Origin of the sequence: Chelativorans xinjiangensis, from assembly GCF_009812055.1 — a bacterium.
In the GTDB taxonomy this organism is placed as follows: Bacteria; Pseudomonadota; Alphaproteobacteria; order Rhizobiales; family Rhizobiaceae; genus Chelativorans; species Chelativorans xinjiangense.
In genome coordinates this window covers 173,872-186,171 of sequence record NZ_WQNH01000002.1, presented here as the reverse complement: position 1 = coordinate 186,171, position 12,300 = coordinate 173,872, and the positions used below count along the sequence as shown (strand labels likewise).

Genomic DNA, 12,300 nt, shown 5'->3' with positions numbered 1-12,300 from the left:
GATAGACGAGGCGCGCCAGCCGCTAGCCATGCTCTTCGCTGCTTATCCAGAGCCTTGGTCAGACAAGAGCGCCAGCCATGCGCAAGAGCTGATCGATGCGAAAGTGCGAGCATATGTCCTTGCCGTTCAGGGCATCCCTGCGTGGGCCATCGAGCAGGCCGTAACGGATTTCATTCAGGGCCGCGTCGAACGCCGCGCACGGGGCAAACTCCCCGCTGCCGAGGAAATCGCCTTCGCGGCCCGCAAGCACGTCGAAATCGAAGCCTCCCGCCAGATGAAACAGAAGGCCATCCAAAGCCAATTGGACGAGGCAGAGGAATGGAAGCGCCATCAGCAATGGCTCTCCACCCCGGAGGGGCAGGCGCACCAGAAAGAACGAGCCAGGAAGGCAGCGGAGATTTTGGCGCGCGCCAGCCTCCAGTCCATGCCGAAGGAGGAATAGCCATGAGCGAACCGCAATGCACGACAAACGACGCTCAATACACGACAAATCCAACCCGCACCCAGGCACAGCTCCACGCGCAATACAAAGCGGCTCAGGAGCGCATGAGGGCTGCGGCGCGTCGGCACCGTGAACCACCACCACCTCCGGCCCCAGAGCCCGTTATTGTGCCTGAGAGCCAAGTCGTCATCGCCCTGCGCCGTGAGATTGATGTCATGGCTGCGAAGATACGCGAGCTGGAATGGATCGTCGCCGGCAAGCCCAAGGTGCATGTCTCTGCCAAATGGCACTCGTACCAATCCATCGAGCGCCGCATCTGCCGCGTATTCGGCATGAACCGGGCGGAGTTACTGGCAAATCGGAGGGATAAGAGAACCGTGTTGGCGCGCCAAGCCGTCATGTACTGGACCTGCCGGCTCACCAAACGCTCGCTTCCGGAGATTGGCAGACTCATCGGCGGCCGTGATCATACTACCTGCCTGTCAGGGAAGAATGCTTATCCGAAAAAACGTGCCGCCATGGGCCGATTTCTTCGCGCGGTGAGGTAGCTAAGTGTTTGCCGAAATTGGTGAAATAGTCTATAAAAGACGGGCTGATTTGGTGTTGCGAGCACCGAAACCAGCCCTGACCAGACGAGCGATAGGGACGCCCGAAATGGCTAAGCCGACACAAGCACGTGCGCGTGAATATTTCAATTACGATCCAGAGACTGGAGTCCTGACGTTCAAGGAACGTCCGCGCGAGGAGTTCTCGCCACCGCGCTACAGCGACCACCTTAAGCGCATAGGCAAGCCAGCCGGTTGCCCCAACCAAGATGGCTATATCAAGGTCTTGATCGATGGCACCTACCACTCTGCCCACCGGGTGATTTGGCTTATGATCCATGGGGAGTGGGCCGAATATCCTCAATACGAGATTGACCACATCAACGGCAATCGCGACGACAATCGCCTCTCCAATCTCCGCAAAGTCACGAAGAGCGGAAACCAGCGCAACAGTAGTAGACGCATCAACAACACATCTGGCGTTCATGGCGTCAATTGGAAACCGCAATACAATTCCAAGCCAGGAGACGGCCGTTGGGTGGCGCGCATCTGGAATGGCCCTCGCCACGTTTATCTCGGATCGTTCAAAACGCTACATGAGGCGCAAATCGCACGGAAAGCGGCAGAGCGTGTCCTTGGCTATACGGGCACGGAACGGGAGCCTTACGGCATCCGCAAGCACATCGAGCGCATGGCGCAGGAGACGGAATGATGACCGACAGGTGCGAGAGATTGGGGAAGTGGATTGGCGGGTGCAGATTTGAGGCCCGCTATGATCTCGGGCCGCCAGACCTATCGCGCTTCAAGTCTTTTGAACGCGCTACCCTGGAGTTTTTCGAGATCATGAAGCCCAAAACATACGTGCATGACGTTTGCGTGCGCTGCGGCAAGATCGTGAAGCGGGAGACGGAATGATGAACATGATTGAGCGCGTGGCGCGGGCAATTTGCAGTGACGACGGCCACTACCCAGACAAATACGATTTTGACGTACCGCGCGAGGACAAGCGCAATTGGGAGTTTTACGTTTCTTGCGCCCGCGCAGCCATAGAGGCCATGCGCGAGCCGGAAGTTGAGATGATCGCGGCCTTCTGGCGTCAGAAGAATAACGGCACGCAAGATGTCGGTGAAACCGGCGATGCTCGCAGCGACTATGACGCATACCGCGCCATGATTGACGCCGCTCTCAGCGAGGAGACGGAATGAAGGCGAAAAACTTTCCTTGTCGGATTGATGGGTGCGCGAGGACGGCTTGCAAAAGAGAGTGGTGCTCGAAGCACTACCAGCGATGGCTTAAGCACGGCGATCCGCTCGTTACAGAGATAGATTACCCAGATCGTGGCGACACGCTGAAATGGATCGAGGAACACCTGTCCTACCAGGGAGAGGAGTGCCTAGTATGGCCATTTCATCATGATAATAAAGGATACGCGAAAATCAGGGTTAACGGTAGGAACATGCAAGTCTCTCGATACATATGTGAGAGTCTGTATGGGCTACCCCCCACACAACATGAAGCGGCGCACAACTGCGGTCGCGGAAGGATGGGATGTGTCGCGCCCAATCATGTGCGATGGGCTACTAAGGCCGAGAACGAGGCCGATAAAGAAGCACACGGCACGCGGCTCAAGTGCGAAAGGCACCCATTGGCAAAACTTACAGACGAACAGGTGGCGACGATTCGAAGGCGCTATACGGGTCGGCGCGGACAACAGAAGAAACTCGCTGATGAGTACGGAGTTTCATACTCTACGATATGCGGCATTGTATCCGGAAGGCGGTGGGCTCTTCATGGGTAAGGCGAAAACCAAGAGCCAGAAGCGCCGGGGCAGGCCCAAGAAGGAAGACGTATATCGCACGGAATCCGGGCAAATCTCACGCGCCAAAGACCCGCCATCGAAACTCGCATTGGAAGCCAGGGCCAGAATGCATAAAATCAGCGTTGAACGCGCCAAGGATCAGCATGCAGCGACATATCTTGGCCGGCTTCACATGGCCTACATGGCGTGGAAGAAGCTCTATCAGGAATGGGAGAAGCGCGGCAGGGGTATGGAGCCGTCGCAACCCTCTCAAAGCATCTCGACACGGCAGTATTTCGCTCTCCTGCAATACCGCGAGCTGCATAACGACTATCTCAAGGCTATTGGAGCGCCGGGCGCTTATTACGAGCCGCGCCTATCGGCCAATGAGGGCGACGACGACGCAACAGCCGAATGGCGCACGTCTGTCATCACTGCTCACAAGGATGCATCCGAGGCAATCCAGCAGATGCAGAACGCGGAACGGTCGCACAACCTATGGGCCGCGCTCGATTACTGTGTGCTGAGAGAGGAGGAACACGCGTACATGATCGGCGCCCTGAGAGAATTGGGGAACGCACTGTCTCGCCACTTCGCAAGGGCTTGACTGGGGCTTCGCACCAATGTATTTTCCTGCGCAGATATTCACAACAGGAAGTTTGTCTTCCGACGGGCCGCCGACAGTCAGTCGCGCGGCCTTTTCATTTGCCCGCCACCCATCGACCACCACAGAAGCAATCCTAGCTCTTAGCGAGTGGGTAGCGCGGGCAATTCACTCCGCTGCATTGGTCTAAAGGCATGACCTAGTGGATCTGGTTTGGCAGTCCGTGCTGTCCCATCATGAGCGCAAGGCGAAAGACCGGCTCGGGGATATCGGCGCGGCCCACTTCGAGCTTATAGATGCGCTGCCTACCGCCAGGGACACCAAGGGCATCGGCATAGGCCTCTTGCGAAATGCCAAGGCGCTCCCTGATTTCTCGGAAGCGCTGGGCGCGTGTTTTTTTGTCGGTGAGGGTCATCGGCGCACCCATGCGCAGACGGCTTGTTTGATAGCCGGGAGGGCGGCGCGAAGATGGTACCAATTCTCGGCCGGGATATATCGCGTGCTCGCCAATCCACTCCATGCGGCATCGCGGGATTCTCCCGTCGCGCGCGGATGCATTCGCGCACCGGGAATAGCTTCGACAATCGAAAGGATGGTCGCAGCAGGGGGTAGTGATAACTCGAAATGTGGTGCGCCCGCCATGCCGAGAGAGAGCCGGCAGTAATAGCGATGGTGCTGCGACCCGAGGGGAACACGGTGGCGGCGCATGCGCTGCCCATTGATGCGCGGCAGTTCCGGGAGGTCATCAAGGCTGGCCCATTCGGACCAGTCCTCGAAGAAGGCTTCATCGGCTTGCCGGGCTTTGGAATAAGCTGCCATGGTGTCCTCTTTGCGTCGGATTGACCGGTTTCGATCCACGCCCCTCGTGAGAGGCGACAATTATGGAAGCTGCCTCATAGGTGAGACCCGGCCTGTAGGTCGGATGCAACGATTTCTATGATCTGTTCGTCGCTCGGGGATTCATCGAGCGAATAGGATCGCCACATTTGGACGTCGGGCGGAAAGAAAAGCTCCGCCTCGACAAACCACATTCTCTCGCCGTTGGATGGGCGCACGTAAGAATAGAGATCGATCTTGGGCTTGGTGTAGTCTCCGGTCACGATGCCGCCAATAGCCGTTCGCTCCAGGACGCATTCGACCCCGTGCTTATCGACAAGCGTCTTGCGCAGCCTTGGGCCAGTTTCGGTTTCGTCGGCTTGAATGATAGTAACCATAATATCCTCCTTAGCCGTACAGCGCGCCATTGGGGTTGTACATGTGATGGGCGAGGTTCTTGCCGTTGATCGAAGAGCCGGCCGAGGCACTGATGCGCTGGGCGGCGGCGTCGAATGCGGCCCGAAATTCGTCGGCACAGGCGTGGTCGGCTGCGATGGCCCAGACAAAGCCGCGCTCGTCCTTGCGGCAGTATGCGCCGCGCAGGTTCTTCATGCGGCCGATCAGCGCCTTGTCGTACTGTGCCGGGCTGTAGGCTTTGAGAAACTTATCGCCCCGGCTGTCAGTGATTTCGAAAACTTCGCAGGCCGTGTTGGTCATCTGTCTATCTCCCTTGCTGATAATCTCAATGTAGTCTATCGGACTACGGATTACAATAGGGCATCGCAATTTTTTTTCGAAGAAAGGGAACCCACCATGCTTGGCATGCTCCTCCAGCACCACGATGGAACTTTCATCACCATCGGCACAGTAACCGCCCAGACCGTACAGCCCGATGGAACGGCGCTGGTGCGGATCTGCGACAAGTGGGTGCCGGCTGATGAGTGTGAAGGCGCGTGATGCGCAAGAACGACGGATGGGGTGACGTTCTATAATGCGCCGCTACTGCACCAAGCCCCGCGCTAACAGAGACGATTGGGACGCGAACGGCACAGACTTCCTCGCCCGCACTGTCTACGAGCTAGATCCCAAGCCGATCCCAACGGGCCTTCTCGATGCGCGAGGCAATGAGCTTTACGCCGTCGAGGAGATGGCACCCATTGGCTTCGTGAAGTTCCGTCAGCATTCCTGACCCATCCCCGGCAATCTCCGAAAGGACTGCCCAGTATCGCGCTCCGCGAGCGTTAGGGACTCTGAATATGGTAGCTATACAACTTCCGTGGCGAATTACATTTGCTAGGGCGATCCTAAACATTCGTCTCGGTACCCGCCACATCTATTGCTATTGTTATTATGGCAGGCTGGTGATTGGTAGCGCGCTTAACGAGGGCCATAGTAGACAAATAGAATGGTGGCCGCCGAAAATTCGCTATGGGGAATTCCGTCAACGCTCTTCGTGGCGTTGGCTCATAGTGTACGATGCGCCATTTTGGCGTGCCAAGCAATAGCCGGTTAGGCCGGCGAAAGGACTGCCAGCATGACCATTACAGCAGTTACGCGCCTGGTATCGGCTGCGGCAAGCACGAATGCGACATCGGCCAAGGCAGCGCCGGCAGAGATGTATTCGATAATCGGCTACAATGCCGCTGCCGCGCTCCGGTACCTGAAGCTCTACGACAAGGCATCGGCCCCGACTGTCGGCACCGATACGCCGTTCATGACAATACCGCTGCCAGCGTCGACGGCTTTCGCGCTCGACTTCCCGGTGCCGGTTTATTTCAAGACGGGTCTTGCCTTCGCCCTGACCACCGGCGTTGCGGATGCTGACACGGGTGCCCTGACCGCCGCCGATGTTGTTGGGCTCAACATCGCGTATGTGTGATGCTTTGCATGATGTCTGCGTTCTGGCCGGACCATGCGTTCGGGCCGTTTTACCGCGCCGCTGAGGTAGCGCCCGTCTTGATCGATCGCACGTCGGGCACAGCCATTGGTGACATGACGGAGGTGGGCGGCTTAGCTGCCTCATTCGACGGCATTGATGATCAGAGCGGGGCGTCGTCGTCGGCTAAAACCGCCACGCTTGACGCCTTCGTGGGTAAGACGCTCGCCGTCCCGGCGGCCATAGACCATATCGTCTGCTACGGCGCAAACAACCAGGGCTTCCTCGTCAACGACAATGGCGACGCAACAATTGAATTGCGGGCAAAGCAGGGCGTCGCGCCAACCCTCAGTTCAGAGGGCACGTTGCTAGGCAGCATAACCTTCACGGATACCTCTGTGCGCGAGGTCAAGACGATCAACAGCAACGACACCACAACGCTGTGGGATCACGTCTGGATACGCATACTCCCCGCTACACTGGTAAGCACACGCAACGCTGAACTTGAGATATGGGCGGCAGGATAGAGCCGCAACCGATAGCGCGCCCGTCGCTTCATCCGGGCAAACCCTCCCCAGCAACAGCAACAAGCAATCGGAGATCCACACATGGACATTCTAACCTCGATTCACGGCAAGCGTCTCGGGCTTGCGCAGGACGGCTCGCTCCTTGTCAAGCACGGTGCGAATCAGACCATTATCCCCACCACGCGTGTCGTTGACGCCACGGCAGCCACGCTCACTGTTACGGCAGATGGCCACGACAGCCGCGTTGTCACGCTCAATCGCGCCGCAGGCATCGCCGTGACGCTTCCTGCGGCCTCGGGCTCGGGGGTGGCATACAAATTCATCGTCGGCACGACGGTTACGTCTAATACGACCACGATCAAGGTCGTTGGCAACGATACCGTGACTGGTGTCGCACTGATCGCCAACGACACCGACAACAGTGTGTCGGGCTTTGAGACCGCCGCCGATAGCGACACAATCACCTTCAACGGCACCACGACCGGCGGCGTTAAGGGCGATATGGTCGAGCTGGTCGATATCGCAGCCGATCTCTGGCACGTGCGCGTGACCGGTTCGGCAACCGGGACGGAAGCAACGCCGTTCTCTGCAACCGTTACCTAATTAGTGTAACACTGTAACAAAGCCCGGCTCTATCATTCGATGGGGCCGGGCTTTTCATTGAGAGGCAAAAATCAATGACCATCGAGACACGCGAGTGCGACACACATCAATACGACGGGTTCTCTTATCAGCAAGCCTCACAGGAGGGCGCTCGGCTCATTGAAAGGGCACATCGCTCCGGCTTGTGGGCGAACGATCTCCCCGAGCGCCTATTTGTGCTTCGCGGCATCATGGAGCGCAGACGGCGGTACGCTGCGGCGGAATTCACGGCGGAATTCGATAAGAAGATGTACGAACTCCATGCTCACTATAAGAAGGCGGGCGTCCGCACGGTTGTCGTCGATGCCGGCGACTTGTGGTAAAGATGGCCGCTCCTAAAGGAAACCAGTTCTGGAAAGCCCGTAGCTCCCACGGGCGCAATCCAATCTTTGCTGCGCCCGAGGACTTGTGGACAGCCTGCGTCGAGTATTTCGAGTGGGTTGAAGAGAACCCGCTGTGGGAAGACAAGCTCGTCTCCTACCAGGGCGTCACCACGCACGAGCCAGTCTGCAAGATGCGAGCCATGACGATTGGCGGCTTGTGCATCTTCCTCGATATCAGCCGGCGCACATGGGACGAATATCGAGGAAGAGAAGATTATTTGCCGGTCGTTACGCGAGCCGAAGAAATCATCCGCGATCAGAAGTTCTCTGGTGCTGCTGCTGACCTGCTCAATGCCAACATCATCGCCCGCGATCTGGGCCTTGCGGAAAAGCAGGAGCACACCGGCAAGGATGGTGGTCCAATCGAGACCAAGGATACCTCAGACCTTGAGGTTGCCCGTCGTGTCGCCTTCCTGCTGAACAAGGCCACGCGTCAGGATGCTTGACGATATCCTGGCTCGCCTCGGCACGCTTGGCGAGAAGGAAAGGGCAGACCTGACCAAGGAGGCGTTCGCCGGCACGTCCAAGATGTGGTGGGTGCCCAACGACGGGCCACAGACCGACGCCTATTTCAGTGAGGCCGACTGCCTGTTGTATGGCGGCGAACCTGGCGGGGGAAAGAGTCAGCTCATTCTCGGACTGGCGTTCAACGAGCACAAGCGCTCGCTCATCATGCGCCGGGAATACGGCGATCTGGAAAGGATTATCGAGGACGCGCTGACCATCAATGGCGGCCGCAACGGCTTCAACGGTTCGCCTCCTCCTCGCCTCAGAATATCAGAAGACCAGGTCATCAATTTCCGCGCCGCTCACCGTGTCGGTGATGAGCAGGGCACGATGGGCCAGGGCCGTGACTTCCTCGGCATAGATGAGGCTACCCACTTCGCGGAATCGCAGATCCGGTTCCTGATGGGCTGGGTGCGTACCGAAATACCGGGCCAGCGTTGCCGCACTGTGCTGGCGACCAACCCGCCGCTGACCGCTGAGGGGCTGTGGGTGAACCAGATGTTCGCTCCCTGGCTGGACCCGCGCTATCCAGACCCCGCCAGGCCGGGTGAACTGCGGTGGGTGGTCTCGAACGAGGACGGCAAGGACGAATGGGTCGATGGCCCTGACGATGTGCGGGAGGTCAACGGCAAGATCATCCGGCCAACGTCACGGACCTATATCCCGGCGTCGGTGAAGGACAACCCGTATTACGCCGCCACGGACTACGAAAGGCAGCTTGACGCTCTCCCCGAGCCGTATCGCTCCCTGCTCATGGGTGGCTTCCAGACCGCGTTCAAGGACGATGACTACCAAGTCATCCCCACGGAATGGGTTCGCGCCGCCATGGCGCGGTGGCAGGAGAAGGCACCCGAGGGAATGGGTATGTCTTGTCTCGCCATAGACCCGGCCCTTGGTGGAGAGGACAACTCTGTATTCGCCCGCAGGCATGGGCACTGGTTCGATGAACTGGTGACGGTGCCCGGTAGGGAAACGAAAGACCCAATTGACACGGCGGCCAAGGCAATCACGCTCATGCGGGACAAGTGCCCGGTCGCGGTTGATGTCATCGGGGTTGGGTCCGGGACGTTTTCACATCTGAAGAACAACGTTTCCGGTATCGACGTGCGCGGCATCAACGTTGCGAACGCCTCCAAGAAGCGAACGCGCGACGGCAAGCTGGCCTTTTTCAACAAGCGGGCAGAGCTTTGGTGGAAGTTTAGGGAGGCTCTAGAGCCCAACCTTGGGGAACCCATCGCACTCCCGACTGATCAAGAGTTGCTGGCAGACCTCACGTCGCCGTGCTGGAAACTGACCAGCGCGGGCATTCAGATCGAGAAAAAGGAAGACATCCGCAAGCGTCTCGGTCGGTCCACCGACAAAGGCGACGCGGTCGTCATGGCGTGGAGCGAGGGCGAAAGCAGCGTCTCAGCCCGTATCCGTGTTCACAACAATCCATCCGGCAGGCCGAAGGTCAATGTCGGGTATGCGCACATGAAAAAACGGAGACGCTAGGCGAATCAAACGATCAACGCTTTGCGGACTGTCCTGGTTTTGCGGGCGTGGTTGCCGCGTCATATACATTCCAGCCTTGGTATAAGCGCATATAAAACGTGGTGCGCCCAAGGCCCAGTACGCGCTCTGAACGCAGGCATCCGCAGGAAGTTGATTTCCCGCGTCGTAATTGACTTCCAGCGACGGTGACTTCGGTCCCGCACTCGCAGCGGCAAAGGAATAGACGCTCATAAGTTTTGGGATGCTGGCCGTTATTGCCAACGACAAAAAGCCGCCCGAACGTCTGCCCGGTATGATCGTAGAAACGAGGCAACTGTCAATCCTTTCATGGGTTGCAACTCGGAGGATACTCCCATCGGAAACCTTTTCAAGCCTAAAATGCCCGAGGTCGCAAAGCCTGTCCGTATGCCCGACCCGGAAGACCCGGAGAGCATGGAGGCCGAAGAGCGCAAGCGCCGCCAGATAGCCGCGCGCTCGGGCCGCACGTCCACCATCCTGTCGCAACGCAGCGGCGGCGGTGCCGGCACGCAGGCCTTCACCAATAGCCTTCTCGGGCAGGCCGGCTGATGTTTCCGGCATTCAGCCCCGATTGCATGCCTCCGGACTATGTTGAGAGCGGCCCGTTCAAGGTCGTTCGCGATCAAGAGGTGGGCTGCATGGGACGCATACTGAGATGGCGCGTTTATAGATTGAAGCAAAACCCTGACCAGCGTCCCGGCAATGACATCAGCCATACCGTTGCCGCCTATTGGTCTGCGGCCGGCTGTCCGAGCGATGCCGTATTCCACATCGGCTCCTTCCACCGCGTGACGGTCGCCTAAATGGACAGCCGCGCGCGCGAACTCACCAAAATAGGCGATGGGCTCTTCAAGAAGAAGGTCCAGTACGATGAGCTGTGCCAGGAGATAGCGGAGAACTTCTATCCGCTGCGCGCCGATTTCACGGAGAGCTTCACGCTTGGCGAGGACTTCGCTACCGGCATCATGGATTCCTTCCCGGTGCTGGCGCGGGAGACGCTCGGCAATGCACCCTCCGCCATGCTGCGCCAGGGCGAATGGTTTGATGTCAAGACGTCAGAGGAGTATCTGAACGAAGACCCGTCGAGCGCCCGCTGGATGGAGCACACGACGAAGCATTTCCGCAATCTGATCTATGACCGTCGCGCCAACTTCGTGCGCGCCACGGGCGAGGCGGATCACGACTGGGTTGCGTTTGGCAATCCGGTGTTGTCGGTGGAAGAGAGCCCTGACAGATCGCACTTCCTGTTCCGTTCATGGCATCCTAAGGAATGCGCGTGGATGGAAAACGGCGTCGGCAAGATCGACCACAACCAGCGCAACGTGATGATGACGGCTCGAGGTATCATGAGCCGACCAATGTGGGCGAAGAACGCGCACCAGTCCATCAAGGACGCAGCGCAGAAGGAGCCGACCAAGGAATTCAAGCTGCGCCACATCGTTCTGCCGCTCGATGAGATTTACGGCGACGACAAGGCGAAGCGCCGCAAGTTCAAGGATTTGTCCTTCGTCTCTCTCTATATCGATTGCGAGCATGAAATCGTACTGGGCGAGGGCGGCTTGCCCGTCTTCAACTACGTCATTCCCCGCTGGAAGACGATATCGAACTACCCGCAGGGCTTCTCACCGGCTGCGATTACGGCGTTGCCCGATGGGCGCATGCTGCAATCCATCGCCCGCATTGTTCTGGAGCAGGGAGAAAAGGCCCTTGACCCGCCGATGTACGGCCGGGGCGAGATATTCCGCGATGCGATTAACCGCTACGCCGGCGGCATGACCTATGTAGATCTGGAGGCAGACGAGAATATCCGTGACGCCATGATGTTCGAGGAGCCGCATCAGGGGTTCAACGCCGGCCTTGAGATGAAGGCGGACGTTCGCAACCTGATTGCCGAGGCATTCCTGCTCAACAAGCTTCTGCTCCCCGCACAAAGGGAGATGACAGCGTTTGAAACGCAGGCCCGTCTTGCTGAGTTCCGCAGGGCTGTGTTGCCGTTCTTCGGCCCGGTCGAGAGCGAATATCACCTGCCGCTGCTCGACGTGGCGTTCCAGATGGCGGTGCGCAACGATCAGTTCAATGTCCGCGAAATGCCCGATGCGCTGTCCGAGGCCGATGTCACATTTACGTTTGATAGCCCACTACATACCGCAGAGGGCAGGGCGAATGTCCAGGCGTTCCAGGAGAGCGTGCAAATCCTGGCTGGTGCGGCGGAATTTGACCAGACCGTGCCGACCCTCATGAAGTTCAAGGACATGACCAAGGACGCCGTGAAGGGCACTGGTGCGCCAGCAGACTGGTTCAATGACGAAGAGGTGCAGCAGAGCGAGGAAGAGGCCGCGAAGGCTGTTGAGGGCTTGCAGGCGGCTGCGGCAGCGCTTCGTGAGGGTGCAGGCGTGGCGAGTGATGTTGCCGGTGCCACAACCCAGCTTCAGCAGGCCGGATTGGCCTAGTGATCTGGGCAGATGTCCCGAATAACGTCATCGTCCCTGTCGGGTGAGAGTATCTGCCGCTCTTGAATGCGCCAACCCGCTTGGCGGAGTTCGTCTAGGCCACCGCGAGGAATGACGGCGAAGCGCTGACAGATATCGCATTCGATGGAGTTCGCGGCGCGCCCAATCGGGTGACGCTCAATGCCTACGATTGTTGCC

20 protein-coding genes are annotated in these 12,300 nt (G+C 58.5%); 16 read left to right on the top strand and 4 right to left on the bottom strand.

Features of this window, described 5'->3' with window-relative positions; genetic code table 11:
* Nucleotides 1-28: 28 nt before the first annotated feature.
* The 6 genes from GM910_RS02595 (at nucleotide 29) to GM910_RS02570 (ending at nucleotide 3,392) form a co-directional block, all read left to right on the top strand.
* Nucleotides 29-442, top strand: a complete 414-nt coding sequence (locus GM910_RS02595; RefSeq protein ID WP_159585943.1) for a hypothetical protein — start codon at nucleotides 29-31, stop codon at nucleotides 440-442.
* Nucleotides 443-444: 2 nt separating this feature from the next.
* The gene (locus GM910_RS02590; protein ID WP_159585942.1) at nucleotides 445-990 is read left to right on the top strand and encodes a helix-turn-helix domain-containing protein; all 546 of its coding nucleotides are present in this window, start codon (nucleotides 445-447) and stop codon (nucleotides 988-990) included.
* A gap of 106 nt (nucleotides 991-1,096) precedes the next feature.
* A complete protein-coding gene (locus GM910_RS02585) occupies nucleotides 1,097-1,699 on the top strand; it encodes an HNH endonuclease (protein ID WP_159585941.1) in 603 nt (200 codons plus the stop codon).
* Nucleotides 1,696-1,902: a hypothetical protein gene (locus GM910_RS02580; protein ID WP_159585940.1), complete on the top strand. Its 207-nt coding sequence runs from the start codon at nucleotides 1,696-1,698 to the stop codon at nucleotides 1,900-1,902. Before GM910_RS02585 ends, GM910_RS02580 begins: the two co-directional genes overlap by 4 nt.
* Nucleotides 1,899-2,192: a hypothetical protein gene (locus GM910_RS02575; protein ID WP_159585939.1), complete on the top strand. Its 294-nt coding sequence runs from the start codon at nucleotides 1,899-1,901 to the stop codon at nucleotides 2,190-2,192. Before GM910_RS02580 ends, GM910_RS02575 begins: the two co-directional genes overlap by 4 nt.
* Nucleotides 2,193-2,714: 522 nt before the next feature.
* Nucleotides 2,715-3,392 (top strand): hypothetical protein, encoded by a 678-nt coding sequence (locus tag GM910_RS02570; protein ID WP_159585938.1) that lies wholly within the window; start codon nucleotides 2,715-2,717, stop codon nucleotides 3,390-3,392.
* A 196-nt stretch (nucleotides 3,393-3,588) separates the two neighbouring features.
* On the opposite strand, the gene GM910_RS02565 is transcribed toward GM910_RS02570, so the two are convergent.
* From GM910_RS02565 to GM910_RS02550, 4 genes are all read right to left on the bottom strand, one after another.
* Entirely contained in the window at nucleotides 3,589-3,804 is a 216-nt protein-coding gene (locus GM910_RS02565) for a helix-turn-helix domain-containing protein (RefSeq protein ID WP_159585937.1), read from the bottom strand.
* Nucleotides 3,801-4,208, bottom strand: coding sequence for a hypothetical protein (locus GM910_RS02560; protein ID WP_159585936.1), 408 nt, complete (start codon nucleotides 4,206-4,208; stop codon nucleotides 3,801-3,803). The genes GM910_RS02565 and GM910_RS02560 overlap by 4 nt, the downstream gene beginning before the upstream one ends.
* A 74-nt stretch (nucleotides 4,209-4,282) precedes the next feature.
* On the bottom strand, nucleotides 4,283-4,603 hold the full coding sequence (locus GM910_RS02555) for a hypothetical protein (protein ID WP_159585935.1): 321 nt from the start codon (nucleotides 4,601-4,603) through the stop codon (nucleotides 4,283-4,285).
* A 10-nt stretch (nucleotides 4,604-4,613) separates the two neighbouring features.
* Nucleotides 4,614-4,922, bottom strand: a complete 309-nt coding sequence (locus GM910_RS02550; RefSeq protein ID WP_159585934.1) for a hypothetical protein — start codon at nucleotides 4,920-4,922, stop codon at nucleotides 4,614-4,616.
* Between the two features lie 96 nt (nucleotides 4,923-5,018).
* Between GM910_RS02550 and GM910_RS02545 the strand changes: the two genes are divergently transcribed.
* The 10 genes from GM910_RS02545 to GM910_RS02505 all read left to right on the top strand — a co-directional run bounded on the left by GM910_RS02545 (nucleotide 5,019) and on the right by GM910_RS02505 (nucleotide 12,102).
* Complete coding sequence (locus GM910_RS02545; protein ID WP_159585933.1) at nucleotides 5,019-5,162, top strand: hypothetical protein; 144 nt, start codon at nucleotides 5,019-5,021, stop codon at nucleotides 5,160-5,162.
* 577 nt (nucleotides 5,163-5,739) lie between these two features.
* Nucleotides 5,740-6,084, top strand: coding sequence for a hypothetical protein (locus tag GM910_RS02540; RefSeq protein ID WP_159585932.1), 345 nt, complete (start codon nucleotides 5,740-5,742; stop codon nucleotides 6,082-6,084).
* Between the two features lie 8 nt (nucleotides 6,085-6,092).
* Nucleotides 6,093-6,608, top strand: a complete 516-nt coding sequence (locus GM910_RS02535) for a hypothetical protein (RefSeq protein WP_159585931.1) — start codon at nucleotides 6,093-6,095, stop codon at nucleotides 6,606-6,608.
* Between the two features lie 81 nt (nucleotides 6,609-6,689).
* Nucleotides 6,690-7,211: a hypothetical protein gene (locus GM910_RS02530; RefSeq protein WP_246225828.1), complete on the top strand. Its 522-nt coding sequence runs from the start codon at nucleotides 6,690-6,692 to the stop codon at nucleotides 7,209-7,211.
* Nucleotides 7,212-7,285: 74 nt separating this feature from the next.
* Nucleotides 7,286-7,573: a hypothetical protein gene (locus GM910_RS02525; RefSeq protein WP_159585930.1), complete on the top strand. Its 288-nt coding sequence runs from the start codon at nucleotides 7,286-7,288 to the stop codon at nucleotides 7,571-7,573.
* Between the two features lie 2 nt (nucleotides 7,574-7,575).
* A complete protein-coding gene (locus GM910_RS02520; protein ID WP_159585929.1) occupies nucleotides 7,576-8,079 on the top strand; it encodes a DNA-packaging protein in 504 nt (167 codons plus the stop codon).
* A complete protein-coding gene (locus GM910_RS02515; protein WP_159585928.1) occupies nucleotides 8,072-9,634 on the top strand; it encodes a terminase in 1,563 nt (520 codons plus the stop codon). Before GM910_RS02520 ends, GM910_RS02515 begins: the two co-directional genes overlap by 8 nt.
* A gap of 378 nt (nucleotides 9,635-10,012) precedes the next feature.
* Nucleotides 10,013-10,201 (top strand): hypothetical protein, encoded by a 189-nt coding sequence (locus tag GM910_RS02510; RefSeq protein WP_159585927.1) that lies wholly within the window; start codon nucleotides 10,013-10,015, stop codon nucleotides 10,199-10,201.
* Nucleotides 10,202-10,323: 122 nt separating this feature from the next.
* On the top strand, nucleotides 10,324-10,455 hold the full coding sequence (locus GM910_RS27565) for a hypothetical protein (RefSeq protein ID WP_281354859.1): 132 nt from the start codon (nucleotides 10,324-10,326) through the stop codon (nucleotides 10,453-10,455).
* Nucleotides 10,456-12,102, top strand: coding sequence for a portal protein (locus tag GM910_RS02505; protein WP_159585926.1), 1,647 nt, complete (start codon nucleotides 10,456-10,458; stop codon nucleotides 12,100-12,102).
* Nucleotides 12,103-12,300 lie beyond the last annotated feature (198 nt).